Genomic DNA, 16,109 nt, shown 5'->3' with positions numbered 1-16,109 from the left:
GCACGGAGGGAGCTCCTAGACGTCGCCACCGAGGTAGGCCGCCTTGACCGCGGGGTCGTTCGCCAGCTCCTGGCCGGTGCCCTCGCGGACGATCTCACCGGTCTCGAGGATGTACGCGCGGTGGGCGCGCTTCAGGGCCTGGGCGGCGTTCTGCTCCACGAGCAGCACCGTGGTGCCCTGCTTGTTGATCTCGGTGATGATGTCGAAGATCTGCTGGATCAGCTTGGGCGCCAGACCCATCGACGGCTCGTCGAGCAGCAGCAGCTTCGGGTTGGCCATCAGCGCTCGGCCGATGGCGAGCATCTGCTGCTCCCCACCGGACATCGTGCCGGCGACCTGGCTACGGCGCTCCGCGAGACGCGGGAAGAGCCCGAACACGCGGTCCCGGTCCTCCTTGATCTTCGGGGTCTTGCGGTCGGCCCGGGCGTAGGCCCCCATGTCGAGGTTCTCGAGCACGGTCATGCCGACGAAGCAGCCACGACCTTCGGGGGACTGCGCGATGCCGAGCACCGGCCGCTCGTGCGCGGGGGTCGAGGTGATGTCCTGGCCCTCGAACCGGACCGTGCCCTGGCGGACCGGCCGCAACCCGGAGACCGTCTTCATGGTGGTGGTCTTCCCGGCCCCGTTGGCGCCGATCAGCGTGACCACCTCGCCCTCGTCGACCGTGAACGAGATGTTGCGGATCGCCTCGATGCGTCCGTAGTTGACGCAGAGGTTCTCGACCTCAAGAAGCATCTTCATCAACTCCCAGATAGGCCGCGATGACGGCAGGGTTGTCCTGGATCTCCGCGGGGAGGCCCTCGGCGATCTTCTTGCCGAACTCCAGCACGACGATGCGGTCGGTGACGCCCATGACGAGCTTCATGTCGTGCTCGATCAGCAGCACGGTGTAGCCCTGTTCACGGATCGTCTGGATCAGCTCCATCAGACGGGCCTTCTCCGCCGGGTTGAACCCGGCGGCCGGCTCGTCGAGGCAGAGCAGCTTGGGGTTGGTCGCCAGCGCGCGGGCGATCTCCAGACGGCGCTGGTCGCCGTAGGGGAGGTTGCGGGCGAGCTCGTCGGCCCGCTTCTCCAGCCCCATGAACCGGAGCAGCTCGTAGGCCCGGTCGTTGCCCTCGGCCTCCTCGGCCTTGTGCTTCGGGAGCCGCAGCAGCGCCGAGCCCATGCCGGTGGAGTGGTGCGCGTCGGCTCCGACGAGGACGTTCTCCATGGCGGTCATGTTGTGGAACAGGCGGATGTTCTGGAAGGTCCGCGCGATCCCCAGCTTGGTGATCTGGAACTTCTGGCGCTTGCCGAGCGGCTCGCCCATGAACCGGGCCTGGCCGGAGGTGGGCTGGTAGACGCCGGTCATCACGTTGAAGCAGGTGGTCTTGCCCGCACCGTTCGGCCCGATGAGTCCGAGGATCTCGCCGGTGTTGATGTGGAACGAGACCCCGTCGAGCGCCGTGACACCACCGAACCGGAGGGTGACGTCGTCGACCTCGAGCATCTTGCCCTTGGGCAGGTGCGCCACCTCCTCCACGGAGATGTCGACGGAGGTGTCGGGCACGGCCTCCTCGTCGGGGGGCAGCACCGAGTCGTCGTCGACGCGGGTGCCGCGGTGCTCGTCCGCCTTGGTGACGCTGGCCTCGTCGGCGAGGTCCTTGGGGGGCTCGTTGGCGTCGGGGCGGCTGTCGCCGGCGGGACCCTTGGTGGCGTCAGGCATGCGCCGCTCCTTCCTCGAGAACTTCGGTTTCCTCGTCGGCCCGTTTCGCCCGGACGTTCCTTCGCGCGGGCATCAGGCCCTGCGGGCGGAAGATGGCCAGCGCCATCAGGGCCAGGCCGAAGAGCAGGAACCGGGCGTCGGACAGGTCCCGGAACCGCTCCGGCAGGTAGGTCAGCAACGCGGCTGCGACGACGACGCCCCAGCGGTTGCCCTGACCACCGACGACGACCATGGCGACGAACAGCACGGAGTAGAGGATGGTGAAGTTGTCGGGGTTGATGAACTGCTGCTTCGTGGCGAACAGCGCCCCAGACAGGCCACCGATGGCCGCGCCGGTGGCAAAGGCCAGCAGCTTGAACCGGAAGGTCGGCACACCCATCAGCTCGGCGGCGTCCTCGTCCTCACGAGTGGCTTCCCAGGCCCGGCCGACGCGGGAGTTCTGCATCCGCCAGTCGAGGAAGAGCACGAAGAAGACCAGGGTCAGCGCCAGCCAGTAGTAGGGGATCGAGTCGACCACCGAGAACTTGATGAAGCGGGTCTGGTTGTCGAGGTCGACCCTGGCGACGAAGCCGTCCCACACGAGGTGAGGGACCCCGAACAGGTCGAGGCTGGGCGGCGTCGGGATGCCGGAGATACCGCGGTTGCCATTGGTCAGCTTGTCGGCGTTGACCAGGATGAGCCGCACGATCTCACCGAACCCGAGCGTCACGATGGCGAGGTAGTCGCCACGCACGCGCAGGGTGGGCGCGCCGAGCACGACACCGGAGATCAACGTCACCGCCATCGCGGCGGGGATGCACAGCAGCAGCGGCACCTTCGCATGGGCCGAACCCAGCACACCGACGGTGTAGGCGCCGATCGCGAAGAAGCCGATGTAGCCGAGGTCGAGCAACCCGGCATACCCGATCACGATGTTCAGCCCGATGGCCACGAGGGCGTACATGGCACAGAGGAACAGCACCGCGCCGAAGTCGGAGTCGGGCGTCGTGATCACCGGCGGGTTGAGGATGGGCAGGAAGTAGACGAGCACGACCACGACGGCCAGAACCACGAGCCGGCCCCAGCGGGGCAGGGCACGGAACCGGTCGGCCACACCGTGGAAGAAGGACGAGACGGGGTTCATGCGCGCGCCTTTCCGAGGGACTCACCGAGCAGGCCGGTGGGTCGGAACAGCAGGATGACGACGAGCAGCGTGAACGCGACGACGTCCTTCCAGTTCGAGCCGAACAACGCCGAGCCGTAGCTCTCCGCGACGCCGAGCACGAAACCGCCGAGGAGGGCTCCGCGCAGGTTGCCGATGCCACCGAGGACCGCGGCCGTGAACGCCTTCACACCGAGCAGGAAGCCCGCGTTGTAGCGCGTCACCCCGATCTTCAGGAGGTACATCATCGCCGCGGCGCCTGCCATCGCCCCGCCGATGACGAAGGTCAGGCGGATCACCCGGTCGCGGTTCACACCCATCAGGGCGGCGGCCTCGGCGTCCTGGGCGACGGCCCGGATGCCTCGGCCGAGCCGGGACCGCTGCACGAACTGGTCGAGCACGACCATCATGACGATCGCCGACCCGAGCACGATCAGGTCGATGTTCGACACGTGGTAGTCGAAGATGTAGAAGAGCCGCACGGTCGGGACGTCGAGCGGCAGCGGCGAGGCCTCACGCGGCCGACCGACGTAGTCGGCCAGGTTGTCGTCGGCACCGAACCACTTGAACGGCTTGTCGCGCAGGCCCATCGCCTCCGAGAGCACGTACGAGGCGCCGATCGCGGAGATGAGCGCGATGAGGGGTGGTGAGTTGCGCTTGCGCAGTGGGCGGTAGGCGACGAACTCGAGCCCCAGGGCCACGGCTGCTGAGACGGCCATGGCCGCCGCGAAGCCGATGATCAGGAACGCGACCAGGCCGAGCCCGGTCGCGCCCTTCGCGCCGAGGGCGAGGAGCACCCAGACAGCGGCGAAGCTGCCCCACATGAAGACCTCGGAGTGCGCGAAGTTGATCAGTCGCAGTACGCCGTAGACAAGGGTGTAGCCGAGCGCGATCAGCGCGTAGATGGCCCCGAAGGCCAGCCCGCCGATCGTGTACGCCCAGAAGTTGCTGAGGAGAAGATCCATCGGGCCTCCGTGGTGGGGGACCGCCGCGTCATTTCGACGGGGCCCTGGTCCGGACGGGAACACGGTAGCGGCCAGGACCCCCGTTGCCGAGAGCCCTGGCCGCAATCCGGTCTAACTACTTGATTTCCTGGTCCGGAACGATCTTGCCGCCGGTGACCTTGTAGGCCCACACGGAGACCTCGGCCGGCTCGCCCTTGGCGTCGAACTTGACCGTCTTGGTCACGCCCTTGGCGCTGTACGAGCTGATGAACGACATCATGTCCGCGGAGGACGTCTTGCCGTCCTTGATGGCGGCCAGGAACACGTTCGCGGCGTCGTAGGCCTCAGCCGAGTAGGTGGCCGGGTCGGAGTTGTAGGCCTTCTTGAACGCCGCAGCGAACTCGGGGGCCTGGTCCGGGGGGAGGCACGGACAGGTCACGATGGTGCCCTCGGACGCCGCACCGGCGCCCTTGATGAACCCGTCGTCCTTGACGCCGTCGGCGCTGACGAACTGACCGGTGAAGCCACCGCTCTTGAGCTGCTTGACCAGCTTGCTGGCGTTCGAGTAGTAGCCGCCGTAGAAGAACACGGTCGCGCCCGAGGCCTTGGCCTTGGTCACGGTCGGCGAGAAGTCGTCCTGCTTGCCGTCGGCTGCGGTCTGGTCGGTCGCGACCACGGCGGAGCCGAGGTCCTTCTTGACGATGTCCGCGAGGCCCTTGCCGTACTCGGAGGTGTCATCGGAGACGAAGACCTTGTCGGCCTTGAGGATGTCCTTGATGTACTTCGCGGCGGCGGGACCCTGGGTGGCGTCGTTGCCGAGGATGCGGTGGAAGGTCTTCCAGCCGTTCTCGGACAGTGCCGGGTTGGTCGCCGAAGCGGTGATGGTGTTGAGGCCGGCCTGGGCGAAGATCGGGCCGGCTGCCTTGGACTCACCGGAGAACGCGGGGCCGACGATGCCGACGAGCTTCTTGTCGGTGACGGCCTTCTGGGCCAGTCCGGGAGCGATCGACGGGTCGCCCTGGCTGTCGAAGGACACCAGGGTGACCTTGCAGTCGGCGTTCTTGGCGTTGTACTCGTTGACGGCGAGCTCGGCGCCGTTCTTGATGTTGATACCGAGGTTGGCGGCATCTCCGGTCAGCGGGCCGAAGTAGCCGATCTTGAGGTCACACGCCTTGTCGCCAGAGGCGGAGTCACCGTCGCCGGTGGTCCCACCACAGGCAGACAGAGCGAGGGCAGCGGCCACGAGTGGCGCGCCAATCTTGAACACGGAACGCAAGACTCCTCCTGAAGTCATCTGGAGCACGCGGGACAGCCTGCGCCCGCGGGTCACCCCGGTTGGGGTGTGTGCAGACTATGCCGCCGTTCCCCGTGGATGTGGGCACATCGAGCCCATGCGTGACCGTGTCGTTATCACCCCGCCCGTCATATCCACATGAACGTCATGGCAGCGTCACACGTCGTACCCATGTCCGGCCCACACACTGGGCCCCCTTGGTCAGTCCCTCGGCAGGGGCACCTCCACCGAAAGGCGCGCGCATGACCACCCCCCACGACACCCCGACCCCCACCCACGTCGTCGAGCCGGCCGTCGAGCCGGCCGTCGAGCCGGTCACGGCTCCGGGCGCCCGGCCCGCGTCCGGCCCCTCGCGGCGCACCGTGCTGGCGTCCGTCGGCCTCGCCGGGGTCGGCGCGACGGCCCTGGCCGCGTGCGGCGCCGCGGAGGACGCGGCGAACGACGCCGCCGGCTCGGCCACCGACGCGGCGAAGGAAGCCATCTCCAAGGCGACCATCCCGGTCGGCGGCGGCAAGGTCTTCTCCGGCCAGAAGGTCGTCGTCACGCAGCCCACGTCCGGTGACTTCAAGGCGTTCAGCGCGGTCTGCACGCACCAGGCCTGCCTGGTGAGCGGCGTCGCCGACGGGACGATCAACTGCGCCTGCCACGGCAGCAAGTACGACATCGCCACCGGCGCCGTGAAGCAGGGCCCGGCCACCACGGCACTGCCCGAGAAGACGGTCTCCGTGAGCGGCGACGGGATCAGCGTCACCTGACCCACCCGCCCACCCCGCGCGCAGGGGGAGGTATGCCGCGTGGTCACCACGCGGCATACCGCTGGGTCGCGGGGCGGGCCGTCGGTGACCCTCCATAGAGTGGAGCCGTGGCTGACCCGTCGACCTACCGCCCGGCGCCGGGGGAGATCCCCGTCGACCCGGGGGTCTACCGGTTCCGCGACTCGGCCAAGCGGGTCATCTACGTCGGCAAGGCCAAGTCGCTGCGGCCCCGGCTGTCCTCCTACTTCCAGGACATCGCCGCCCTCCACCCCCGCACTGCGACGATGGTCACGAGTGCGGCGAGCGTCGAGTGGACCGTGGTGTCCACCGAGGTCGAGGCGCTCCAGCTGGAGTACTCCTGGATCAAGGAGTACGACCCGCGGTTCAACGTCAAGTACCGCGACGACAAGTCGTACCCCTACCTCGCCGTGACGCTCGGTGAGGAGTTCCCGCGGGCGCAGGTGATGCGGGGCGCCAAGCGCAAGGGCACGCGCTACTTCGGGCCCTACGCCCACGCCTGGGCGATCCGCGAGACGCTCGACCTGCTGCTGCGCGTCTTCCCGCTGCGCACCTGCTCCTCGGGGGTGTTCAAGCGGGCCGGTCAGGTCGGACGACCCTGTCTGCTCGGCTACATCGACAAGTGCTCGGCGCCCTGCGTCGGCCGGGTCTCGCCCGAGGAGCACCGCGCGATCGCGGAGGACTTCTGCGACTTCATGGCCGGCAACACCACCCGCTTCGTCAAGCGCCTCGAGCGCGACATGGCGGCCGCGTCGAAGTCCCTGGAGTTCGAGCAGGCGGCCCGGCTGCGCGACGACCTCGTGGCGCTGGGCAAGGCGCTGGAGAAGTCGGCCGTCGTGCTGGGCGACGGCACGGACGCCGACGTGTTCGCGCTCGAGGAGGACGGGCTCGAGGTCGCGGTCCAGGTCTTCCACGTCCGCGGTGGCCGGGTCCGCGGGCAGCGCGGCTGGGTGGCCGAGATGGACGCCGAGACGGTCCCGGAGATCGTCGGCCACCTCATGCAGCAGGTCTACGGTGGCGAGTCCGGCGACAGCGTCCCGCGCGAGGTCCTCGTGCCGGTGCTCCCCGACGAGGCCGACGCCGTGGCCGTCTGGCTCGGCTCGCTGCGCGGCTCCGCGGTCGACCTGCGGGTGCCCCAGCGGGGCGACAAGCGCACCCTCCTCGAGACGGTGCACCGCAACGCCAAGCAGTCGCTCGCGCGGCACAAGCTGGCCCGCGCCGGTGACCTCACCGCGCGCAGCCAGGCCCTGCAGGAGCTGCAGACCAGCCTCGACCTGGCGGACGCGCCGCTGCGGGTGGAGTGCTACGACATCAGCCACATCCAGGGCTCCCAGGTGGTCGGGTCGATGGTCGTGTTCGAGGACGGCGTGGCCCGCAAGTCCGAGTACCGCCGGTTCGTCATCCGCGGCGAGCAGGTCGACGACACCGCGGCGATGGACGAGGTGCTGACCCGACGGTTCCAGCGCTACCTCGAGGAGCGTGACCAGGCCTCCGACGTCGAGCTCGGGCCCGACCCGGAGGCGGGACCGGAGCGGATCGACCCCGACACCGGCAAGCCGAAGAAGTTCGCCTACCCGCCCAACCTCGTCGTGGTCGACGGTGGGCTGCCGCAGGTCAACGCGGCCCAGGCCGCCCTCACCGCGCTCGGCATCGACGACGTCGCCGTGGTCGGGCTGGCCAAGCGGCTGGAGGAGGTCTGGGTGCCGGGCCAGGACTACCCGGTGATCCTGCCCCGCACCAGCGAGGGCCTCTACCTGCTCCAGCGGGTGCGTGACGAGGCGCACCGCTTCGCCATCACGTTCCACCGGCAACGGCGGTCCAAGGCGATGACGAGCAGTGTCCTCGACGGCATCCCCGGGCTGGGCGAGACGCGGCGCAAGGCGCTGCTCCGGCACTTCGGGTCGGTGAAGAAGGTGCGGGCCGCCTCGGTCGAGGAGCTGCAGGAGGTTTCCGGGATCGGACCTGCACTGGCGGCCACGATTGCGGCAGAGTTGGTCTCGGCGGGCGCGCCCGCCCCGGCGGTCAACCTGATGACCGGGGAGATCCTCGACGATGACTGACCGCCACGAACCAGGAGACGGAGCAGGGATGAGCGAGGAGGAGCAGGCCGGGCACGACCCCGCCGAGCTCGTGATCGTCACCGGCATGAGCGGCGCGGGCCGGTCGACCACAGCGAACGTCCTCGAGGACTCCGGCTGGTACGTCATCGACAACCTGCCCCCGCACCTGCTGGTCTCCCTGGCCGACCTGGCCAACGAGGCACCGCGGCGGGCCGACCTCCCGCGCCTGGCCGCCGTCGTCGACGTGCGGGCCCGAGGCTTCTTCGACCACCTGCAGACGGCGCTCGACGAGCTGCGGGCCCGCGGCTGGCGGCCCAACCTGGTCTTCCTCGACGCCACCGACGAGGCGATCGTGCGGCGCTTCGAGTCGGTCCGCCGACCCCACCCGCTGCAGGGCGACGGCCGGCTGCTCGACGGGATCATCCGCGAGCGGGCCATGCTCGCCGACCTGCGGGCCCGGGCCGACGTCGTCATCGACACCTCGGGCCTCAACGTCCACCAGCTCGCCAAGAAGGTCCACCCGGTCTTCTCCGGCGACTCCGGGCACAAGGTGCGGATCGCGGTGATGTCCTTCGGCTTCAAGTACGGCGTGCCCCTCGACGCCGACTTCGTCTTCGACATGCGCTTCCTCCCGAACCCGTTCTGGATCCCCGAGCTGCGCAACTTCACCGGTCGCGATGCCCCGGTGGCCGAGTTCGTGATGGCCCAGGAGGGCGCTCCCGAGTTCGTCGACCGCGTCGTCGACCTGATGGAGCCGGTGACCGCCGGCTACATCAGGGAGGGCCGTCGCTACGTCACGCTCGCGGTCGGCTGCACGGGCGGCAAGCACCGTTCGGTCGCGGTGGCCGAGGCGCTGCGCGCCCGGCTGAGCAGCGACGACATCGCCACCTTCGTCGTGCACCGCGACCTGGGGCAGGAGTGAGCGGGCCGGCGGTCGTCGCCCTCGGGGGTGGCCACGGTCTCGCGGCCTCGCTCGAGGCGCTCAAGCTCGTCACCGACGACATCACCGCCGTGGTCACGGTGGCCGACAACGGCGGGTCGTCCGGCCGGCTGCGCGACGAGTTCGACGTGCTGCCCCCGGGTGACCTCCGGATGGCGCTGACCGCGCTGTGCGACGACACCGAGTGGGGACACACCTGGCGGGACGTCCTGCAGCACCGGTTCCGGGGCGAGGGGCCGCTTGCGGGTCACGCACTCGGCAACCTCCTCATCACCGCCCTGTGGGACGTGCACCAGGACCCGGTCGTCGGGCTGGACCTCGTCGGGCGGCTCCTGAACGCGCGCGGTCGGGTGCTCCCGATGGCCGCCGTGCCGCTGGAGATCACCGCGCGGGTGCACGGCCTCGACGCCGGCGACCCGGACACCCTGACCACCTTGCGCGGCCAGGTCGCGGTGGCCACGACCAGGGGCACCGTGGTGAGCATCGCGCTCGAGCCGCAGGACCCCCCGTCCGCACCCGAGACGATCGCCGCGGTCCTCGAGGCCGACTGGCTCATCCTGGGACCGGGCTCGTGGTTCACCTCCGTCATGCCGCACCTGATGGTCCCGGCCCTGCGCGAGGCGCTGCACGACACCACGGCCCGCCGACTGCTGACGCTCAACCTCGAGCACTCCGGTGAGACGGCCGGCTTCACCGCGGCGCAACAGGTCGAGGCCCTGGTCGACCACGCCCCCCGGATGCGTCTCGACGCCGTGCTGGCTGACCCCTCCGCCGTCGACGACGAGGCGGGGTTGCGGGCTGCCGCCGGACGGCTCGGCGCCGACCTCGTCCTCGCCCCGGTGGCGCAACGCAGTGCGCCGGGGCACCATGACTCGCTGCGGCTCGCCGCGGCATACCGTGACCTCTTCGGGTAGCGGGGTCAGGGGGGCCGTCGGCCGACATGCTTGACGGACGTGGTTGAGTCGGACGAGCAGGTCGGGGACGAGGGACGGGACCATGGGACGACAGCGAGATGGCAGGATGAACCAATGGCGATGACGGCGCGGGTCAAGGACGAGCTCAGCAGACTCGACGTCACGAAGCCGTGCTGCCGCAAGTCCGAGGTGGCCGCGACCCTGCGCTTCGCGGGCGGGCTGCACATCGTCGGGGGCCGGATCGTGGTCGAGGCCGAGCTCGACACCGCCAACGCCGCTCGTCGGCTCCGCAAGAACATCAGTGACCTCTACGGCCACCCCTCCGAGGTGCTCGTCCTCGCCGCCGGCGGGCTGCGCAAGGGCAGCCGCTACGTCGTGCGCGTGGTCCAGGACGGCGAGGCGCTGGCCCGCCAGACCGGGCTGATCGACGCCCGGGGCCGCCCGGTGCGGGGCCTGCCGCCCAAGGTCGTCAGCGCCTCGGCCTGCGACGCCGAGGCCGCGTGGCGAGGGGCGTTCATCGCGCACGGCTCGCTCACCGAGCCGGGCCGGTCGTCCGCCCTCGAGGTGACCTGCCCCGGACCGGAGGCGGCGCTGGCCCTCGTGGGCGCGGCCCGTCGGCTCGGCATCCAGGCCAAGGCCCGCGAGGTGCGTGGCGTCGACCGCGTCGTCATCCGCGACGGCGACGCCATCGGGGCCATGCTCACCCGACTCGGGGCCCACGACGCCGTGATGGCGTGGGAGGAGCGGCGGATGCGCCGCGAGGTCCGTGCCACGGCCAACCGGCTGGCGAACTTCGACGACGCCAACCTGCGCCGGTCGGCCCGCGCCGCCGTCGCCGCCGGGGCCCGCGTGCACCGGGCCATGGAGATCCTCGGCGACGACATCCCGGACCACCTCAAGGAAGCCGGGGCGTTGCGGCTGGAGCACAAGCAGGCCTCGCTCGAGGAGCTGGGCCAGCTGGCCCAGCCGCCGATGACCAAGGACGCCGTGGCCGGCCGGATCCGGCGGCTGCTGGCGATGGCCGACAAGCGCGCGCAGGACCTCGGCATCCCGGGCACGGAGGCCAACCTCACGCCCGACATGCTCGACGCCTGAGCCAGCTGCACGACGCACCCACGAGGAGCCAGCATGACGAGGATCGCCGTCGTCGGCACGGGGTACGTCGGACTGTCGATGGCCGTGCTGCTCTCGCAGCACCATGACGTCGTCGCGTTCGACATCGACCGTGAGCGGGTCGCGGGACTCCGCGAGGGTCGCAGCCCCATCAAGGACGCCGAGATCGAGGACTTCCTCGCCCACCGCGAGCTGCGGCTCACCTTCACCGACGACTCCGACGAGGCCTACTCCGGCGCCGACTTCGTCGTCATCGCCACCCCGACCGACTACGACCCGGTGACCAACTACTTCAACACCTCGACCGTCGAGAAGGTCGCCGCCGACGTGGCCGCGGCCAACCCGGCCGCGGTGATGGTGGTCAAGTCGACCGTTCCGGTCGGTTTCACCCGGGGCCTGGCCCAGCGGCTGGGCACCGACCAGCTCATCTTCAGCCCGGAGTTCCTCCGCGAGGGACGGGCGCTCTGGGACAGCCTGCACCCCTCCCGGATCGTGGTCGGCGACCTGGGGGATCGGGGGCGTGCCTTCGCCGACCTGCTCGTCGAGGGCTCGCTCGAGCCGGACGTGCCGGTGCTCCTCACCGACAGCACCGAGGCCGAGGCGGTCAAGCTGTTCGCCAACACCTACCTGGCCATGCGGGTGGCGTTCTTCAACGAGCTCGACACCTTCGCACTGACCCACGACCTCGACCCGCGCCAGATCATCGAGGGCGTGGGCCTCGACCCGCGGATCGGGCCGGGCTACAACAACCCGTCGTTCGGCTACGGCGGCTACTGCCTGCCCAAGGACACCAAACAGCTCCTGGCCAACTACCAGGACGTGCCGCAGTCGCTCATCGAGGCGATCGTCACGGCGAACACGACGCGCAAGGACTTCGTGGCGACCGACATCCTGCGCCGCAAGCCCCAGGTCGTGGGCATCCACCGGTTGATCATGAAGTCCGGCTCCGACAACTTCCGGTCCAGCAGCGTCCAGGGGATCATGAAGCGGATCAAGGCCAAGGGTGTCCAGGTCGTCGTCTACGAACCCGCCCTGGCGGACGACACCTTCTTCGGCTCACGGGTGATCCGCGACCTCGACGAGTTCTCCGAGCTCTCCGACGTGATCGTGGCCAACCGGATGGTGGCCGAGCTCGAACCGGTGGCGGAGAAGGTCTACACCCGCGACCTCTTCGGCGGGGACTCCTGACCGGGTGGGAGCCACCGGGTTACCCGCCCGTACGCCGGACCGCCCTGCCTGAGGCCCCAACCCATCCAATAGGCTCACCGCTGAGCAACACCGTGCCGCGAGCACGCGGCATACCGTCCCCATCTCAGAAGGACTTGGCATCGTGACTGTTCGCGTAGGTATCAACGGCTTCGGCCGCATCGGCCGCAACTTCTTCCGCGCCATCGAGGCGTCGGGCGCCGACATCGAGGTCGTCGCCACCAACGACCTGATGGACAACAAGACGCTGGCCCACCTGCTGAAGTACGACTCGATCCTCGGCCGCTTCCCCGGTGAGGTGACCTACGACGACACCTCGATCACCGCCGGTGGCAAGACCTTCAAGGTCTTCGAGGAGCGCGACCCGGCGAAGATCGACTGGGCGTCCGTCGGCGCCGACATCGTCGTGGAGTCGACCGGCTTCTTCACCGATGCGACCAAGGCCAGGGCGCACATCGACGGTGGGGCCAAGAAGGTCATCATCTCCGCGCCGGCGTCCAACGAGGACATCACCATCGTGATGGGTGTCAACGACGACGCCTACGACGCCGCGAAGCACACGATCATCTCCAACGCGTCCTGCACCACGAACTGCCTCGGCCCGATGGCCAAGGTCCTCAACGACGAGTTCGGCATCGTCAAGGGCCTGATGACGACCATCCACGCCTACACCCAGGACCAGAACCTCCAGGACGCCCCGCACAAGGACCTGCGTCGCGCCCGGGCCGCCGCCCTCAACATCGTGCCCACCTCCACCGGTGCGGCCAAGGCGATCGGCCTCGTGCTGCCCGAGCTCAAGGGCAAGCTCGACGGCTTCGCGCTGCGGGTCCCGATCGCCACCGGCTCGGCCACCGACCTCACCTTCGAGGCGGGCCGCGAGGTCACCGCCGAGGAGGTCAACGCCGCGGTCAAGGCTGCTGCCGAGGGCCCGCTCAAGGGCATCCTCGTCTACACCGAGGACGCCATCGTCTCCAAGGACATCGAGACCGACCCGGCCTCCTGCATCTTCGACGCCGGCCTGACCAAGGTGATCGGCAACCAGGTGAAGGTGATCGGCTGGTACGACAACGAGTGGGGCTACTCCAACCGCCTCGCCGACCTCGTCGTCCTCGTCGGCCAGACCCTCTGACCCGGTCCGGGCCACTCCTGATGCAGACCATCTCCGAGCTGGGCGACCTGCGTGGCAAGCGCGTCCTCGTCCGGTCCGACCTCAACGTGCCCCTCGACGGGAGCACGATCACCGATGACGGGCGGATCCGCGCGTCCGCGCCCACCATCGCGGCGCTGTCCGAGGCGGGGGCGCGCGTCGTCGTGTGCGCCCACCTCGGTCGCCCCAAGGGTGCACCCGAGGACAAGTACTCGTTGGCCCCGGTCGCGGCCCGGCTGGGCGAGCTGCTGGGCCGGGACGTCACCTTCGCCACCGACACGGTGGGGGAGAGCGCCCGGGCCGCGGTGGAGGCGGCGCAGGACGGCGACGTCGTGCTGCTCGAGAACCTGCGGTTCAACCCGGGAGAGACGGCCAAGACCGACGAGGAGCGGGCCGAGTTCGCGGCCCAGCTCGCCGGGCTGGCGGACGTGTTCGTGTCCGACGGGTTCGGGGTGGTGCACCGCAAGCAGGCCAGCGTCTACGACGTCGCCAGGCTGCTGCCGTCCGCCGTCGGCGGGCTGGTCGAGACCGAGGTCGGCGTGCTCAAGCGCCTCACCGAGGACCCCGAGCGCCCGTATGCCGTGGTGCTCGGCGGTGCGAAGGTCTCCGACAAGCTCGGCGTGATCGACAACCTGCTCCAGACCGCCGACCGCCTGCTGATCGGCGGCGGCATGGTCTTCACCTTCCTCGCCGCCAAGGACTACGAGGTGGGCTCTAGCCTGCTCGAGGCCGACCAGGTCGAGCAGGTCAAGGGCTACCTCGCCCAGGCCGAGGAGCGGGGCGTCGAGATCGTCCTGCCCGTCGACATCGTCGCGGCCACGGCGTTCTCGGCCGACGCGGACCACGAGGTCGTGCCGGCTGGCGCGATCCCGGCCGACCGGATGGGGCTCGACATCGGTCCCGAGTCCGGCGTGCTGTTCGCCGAGAAGCTCAAGGACTGCAAGACCGTGTTCTGGAACGGCCCGATGGGGGCGTTCGAGATGGCCCCGTATGCCGCGGGCACGGCTGCCGTCGCCGAGGCCCTCGTGGAGGTCACCGAGAAGGGGGCGCTCACCGTGATCGGTGGCGGCGACTCCGCGGCAGCGGTCCGCCAGCTGGGGTTCGCCGACGACCAGTTCGGTCACATCTCCACCGGTGGCGGCGCGAGCCTGGAGTACCTCGAGGGCAAGCAGCTCCCGGGCCTGACCGTGCTCGACGAGCCGAGCGCCTGAAACCACCGCCGACCACGTACCCTCCGGTGGGCCGGGCGCACTGCCCGGCCCACCGGCATACCCCCAAGGACGACACCTGATGGCAGCCAAGACCTCCGGCCGCACGCCCCTCATGGCGGGCAACTGGAAGATGAACCTCGACCACCTGCAGGCCACCCACCTGGTCCAGAAGCTTGACTGGACCCTGCGCGACGGACGCCACGACTTCGGCGCGGTCGAGGTGGCGGTGCTGCCGCCGTTCACCGACCTGCGCTCGGTGCAGACCCTCATCGACGGCGACCGGCTCGACCTGCGGCACGGCGCCCAGGACCTCTCGGCCCACGACAGCGGCGCCTACACCGGTGAGATCTCGGGTGCCTTCCTCGCCAAGCTCGGCTGCACCTACGTGCTGGCCGGCCACAGCGAGCGGCGCGAGTACCACCGCGAGACCGATGAGGTCGTGAACTCCAAGGTGAAGGCGGCGTTCCGGCACGGCCTGACCCCGATCTTCTGCGTGGGGGAGCACCTGGAGGTGCGCCAGGCCGGCACCCACCTCGACCACGTGCTCACGCAGCTCGAGGCCGGGCTGGTCGACGTCACCGCCGCACAGGCCGCCACGATCGTCATCGCGTACGAGCCGGTCTGGGCCATCGGCACCGGCGAGGTCGCCACCCCGCAGGACGCCCAGGAGGTCTGCGCCGCCATCCGCACCAAGCTGGCCGAGCTCTACTCCGGGGACCTGGCCGACGGCGTGCGGGTGCTCTACGGCGGGTCGGTCAAGGCCAGCAACGTGGCGGCGATCATGGCGCAGGAGGACGTCGACGGCGCCCTCGTCGGTGGCGCGTCGATCGACCCGGCGGAGTTCGCCTCGATCTGCCGCTACCGGGACCACCTGGCGACCTCCTGAGCATCGAACAGGTATCCTGACCCCTGCTGCGTTTTCGCAGCGACAACTGACGTCGACTCGAGATGGGTGCTCCGTGGAAGCCGTACGCATTGGCCTGCAGGTCCTGCTGGTCATCGGTGGTCTGTTCCTGACGCTGCTGGTCCTGCTCCACAAGGGCAAGGGCGGCGGCCTGTCCGACATGTTCGGTGGCGGCATGTCCACCTCGCTGGGCTCGTCGTCGGTCGCAGAGCGCAACCTCGACCGGTTCACCGTCGCGGTGGGCATCATCTGGTTCGCGTGCATCGTGGGGATCGGTCTGATCGACCGGTTCTCCAGCTGACGCAGCCAGCACGACGACCGAACCCAACCCTCACTTCCCTGACCAGATAAGGACCATTCGCACATGGCAGGTGGCAACGCAATCCGAGGTAGCCGAGTCGGCGCAGGCCCGATGGGCGAGGCCGAGCGCGGTGAGGCGGCCCCCCGGGTGTTCATCTCGTACTGGTGCGCCAACGGCCACCAGACGCGCCCCTCGTTCGCCGAGGAGCCCGGTCTGGCCGTCCCCGAGACCTGGGACTGCCCCCGCTGCGGGTTCCCCGCCGGGCAGGACGAGGCCAACCCGCCGGCCCCACCGAAGGTGGAGCCCTACAAGACCCACCTGGCCTACGTGAAGGAGCGTCGCTCCGACGCCGACGGCAAGGCCATCCTCGACGAGGCCCTGGCCACGCTGCGCGAGCGCAAGCTCATCCAGTAGCGGCAGCCACACCCCGGCACGACACGAAGCCCCGCCCGGTCC

16 protein-coding genes are annotated in these 16,109 nt (G+C 69.7%); 11 read left to right on the top strand and 5 right to left on the bottom strand.

Annotation, left to right across the window (positions count from 1 at the left end):
- Window positions 1–15: 15 nt before the first annotated feature.
- From ASG91_RS03160 to ASG91_RS03140, 5 genes are all read right to left on the bottom strand, one after another.
- Window positions 16–735 (bottom strand): ABC transporter ATP-binding protein, encoded by a 720-nt coding sequence (locus ASG91_RS03160; RefSeq protein ID WP_056921259.1) that lies wholly within the window; start codon window positions 733–735, stop codon window positions 16–18.
- Entirely contained in the window at window positions 725–1,705 is a 981-nt protein-coding gene (locus ASG91_RS03155; RefSeq protein WP_371262022.1) for an ABC transporter ATP-binding protein, read from the bottom strand. Before ASG91_RS03155 ends, ASG91_RS03160 begins: the two co-directional genes overlap by 11 nt.
- Window positions 1,698–2,828, bottom strand: coding sequence for a branched-chain amino acid ABC transporter permease (locus ASG91_RS03150; protein WP_056921115.1), 1,131 nt, complete (start codon window positions 2,826–2,828; stop codon window positions 1,698–1,700). The genes ASG91_RS03155 and ASG91_RS03150 overlap by 8 nt, the downstream gene beginning before the upstream one ends.
- Window positions 2,825–3,811 carry a branched-chain amino acid ABC transporter permease gene (locus ASG91_RS03145; RefSeq protein WP_056921114.1) on the bottom strand — a complete coding sequence of 329 codons (987 nt, stop codon included), beginning with the start codon at window positions 3,809–3,811 and terminating at the stop codon, window positions 2,825–2,827. Before ASG91_RS03145 ends, ASG91_RS03150 begins: the two co-directional genes overlap by 4 nt.
- Before the next feature lie 115 nt (window positions 3,812–3,926).
- Complete coding sequence (locus ASG91_RS03140) at window positions 3,927–5,057, bottom strand: branched-chain amino acid ABC transporter substrate-binding protein (RefSeq protein WP_235543730.1); 1,131 nt, start codon at window positions 5,055–5,057, stop codon at window positions 3,927–3,929.
- Window positions 5,058–5,326: 269 nt separating this feature from the next.
- On the opposite strand from ASG91_RS03140, the gene ASG91_RS03135 reads away from it, so the two are divergent.
- The 11 genes from ASG91_RS03135 (at window position 5,327) to ASG91_RS03085 (ending at window position 16,067) form a co-directional block, all read left to right on the top strand.
- Window positions 5,327–5,839 (top strand): Rieske (2Fe-2S) protein, encoded by a 513-nt coding sequence (locus ASG91_RS03135; RefSeq protein ID WP_082593850.1) that lies wholly within the window; start codon window positions 5,327–5,329, stop codon window positions 5,837–5,839.
- Window positions 5,840–5,946: 107 nt separating this feature from the next.
- The gene (gene uvrC, locus ASG91_RS03130) at window positions 5,947–7,917 is read left to right on the top strand and encodes an excinuclease ABC subunit UvrC (protein WP_056921113.1); all 1,971 of its coding nucleotides are present in this window, start codon (window positions 5,947–5,949) and stop codon (window positions 7,915–7,917) included.
- A 28-nt stretch (window positions 7,918–7,945) separates the two neighbouring features.
- Window positions 7,946–8,839 (top strand): RNase adapter RapZ, encoded by an 894-nt coding sequence (gene rapZ, locus ASG91_RS03125; RefSeq protein ID WP_056921112.1) that lies wholly within the window; start codon window positions 7,946–7,948, stop codon window positions 8,837–8,839.
- Entirely contained in the window at window positions 8,836–9,771 is a 936-nt protein-coding gene (gene yvcK, locus ASG91_RS03120; protein ID WP_056921111.1) for a uridine diphosphate-N-acetylglucosamine-binding protein YvcK, read from the top strand. The genes rapZ and yvcK overlap by 4 nt, the downstream gene beginning before the upstream one ends.
- A gap of 114 nt (window positions 9,772–9,885) precedes the next feature.
- Entirely contained in the window at window positions 9,886–10,866 is a 981-nt protein-coding gene (gene whiA, locus ASG91_RS03115) for a DNA-binding protein WhiA (RefSeq protein ID WP_056921110.1), read from the top strand.
- A 33-nt stretch (window positions 10,867–10,899) separates the two neighbouring features.
- Window positions 10,900–12,072, top strand: a complete 1,173-nt coding sequence (locus ASG91_RS03110) for a nucleotide sugar dehydrogenase (RefSeq protein WP_056921109.1) — start codon at window positions 10,900–10,902, stop codon at window positions 12,070–12,072.
- A gap of 142 nt (window positions 12,073–12,214) precedes the next feature.
- On the top strand, window positions 12,215–13,219 hold the full coding sequence (gap, locus tag ASG91_RS03105) for a type I glyceraldehyde-3-phosphate dehydrogenase (protein WP_056921108.1): 1,005 nt from the start codon (window positions 12,215–12,217) through the stop codon (window positions 13,217–13,219).
- A 20-nt stretch (window positions 13,220–13,239) separates the two neighbouring features.
- The gene (gene pgk / locus ASG91_RS03100; RefSeq protein ID WP_056921107.1) at window positions 13,240–14,448 is read left to right on the top strand and encodes a phosphoglycerate kinase; all 1,209 of its coding nucleotides are present in this window, start codon (window positions 13,240–13,242) and stop codon (window positions 14,446–14,448) included.
- A 79-nt stretch (window positions 14,449–14,527) separates the two neighbouring features.
- Window positions 14,528–15,334: a triose-phosphate isomerase gene (gene tpiA / locus ASG91_RS03095; RefSeq protein ID WP_056921106.1), complete on the top strand. Its 807-nt coding sequence runs from the start codon at window positions 14,528–14,530 to the stop codon at window positions 15,332–15,334.
- Between the two features lie 73 nt (window positions 15,335–15,407).
- Window positions 15,408–15,653, top strand: coding sequence for a preprotein translocase subunit SecG (secG, locus tag ASG91_RS03090; RefSeq protein ID WP_056921105.1), 246 nt, complete (start codon window positions 15,408–15,410; stop codon window positions 15,651–15,653).
- A gap of 63 nt (window positions 15,654–15,716) precedes the next feature.
- Window positions 15,717–16,067 (top strand): RNA polymerase-binding protein RbpA, encoded by a 351-nt coding sequence (locus ASG91_RS03085; protein ID WP_082592485.1) that lies wholly within the window; start codon window positions 15,717–15,719, stop codon window positions 16,065–16,067.
- Window positions 16,068–16,109: the final 42 nt, after the last annotated feature.

This window comes from Phycicoccus sp. Soil802, from assembly GCF_001429605.1.
Lineage (GTDB): Bacteria > Actinomycetota > Actinomycetes > Actinomycetales > Dermatophilaceae > Pedococcus.
The sequence above is the reverse complement of the archived record's forward strand: the minus strand, read 5'-3'. Positions and strand labels throughout refer to the sequence as shown.

Bases quoted from the DNA above. Each gene is read 5' to 3' on its own strand.
- ASG91_RS03160 (WP_056921259.1), bottom strand. From the start codon at position 735: ATGCTTCTTGAGGTCGAGAACCTCTGCGTCAACTACGGACGCATCGAG.
- ASG91_RS03155 (WP_371262022.1), bottom strand. From the start codon at position 1,705: ATGCCTGACGCCACCAAGGGTCCCGCCGGCGACAGCCGCCCCGACGCC.
- ASG91_RS03150 (WP_056921115.1), bottom strand. From the start codon at position 2,828: ATGAACCCCGTCTCGTCCTTCTTCCACGGTGTGGCCGACCGGTTCCGT.
- ASG91_RS03145 (WP_056921114.1), bottom strand. From the start codon at position 3,811: ATGGATCTTCTCCTCAGCAACTTCTGGGCGTACACGATCGGCGGGCTG.
- ASG91_RS03135 (WP_082593850.1), top strand. From the start codon at position 5,327: ATGACCACCCCCCACGACACCCCGACCCCCACCCACGTCGTCGAGCCG.
- rapZ (WP_056921112.1), top strand. From the start codon at position 7,946: ATGAGCGAGGAGGAGCAGGCCGGGCACGACCCCGCCGAGCTCGTGATC.
- whiA (WP_056921110.1), top strand. From the start codon at position 9,886: ATGGCGATGACGGCGCGGGTCAAGGACGAGCTCAGCAGACTCGACGTC.
- ASG91_RS03110 (WP_056921109.1), top strand. From the start codon at position 10,900: ATGACGAGGATCGCCGTCGTCGGCACGGGGTACGTCGGACTGTCGATG.
- pgk (WP_056921107.1), top strand. From the start codon at position 13,240: ATGCAGACCATCTCCGAGCTGGGCGACCTGCGTGGCAAGCGCGTCCTC.
- tpiA (WP_056921106.1), top strand. From the start codon at position 14,528: ATGGCAGCCAAGACCTCCGGCCGCACGCCCCTCATGGCGGGCAACTGG.
- ASG91_RS03085 (WP_082592485.1), top strand. From the start codon at position 15,717: ATGGCAGGTGGCAACGCAATCCGAGGTAGCCGAGTCGGCGCAGGCCCG.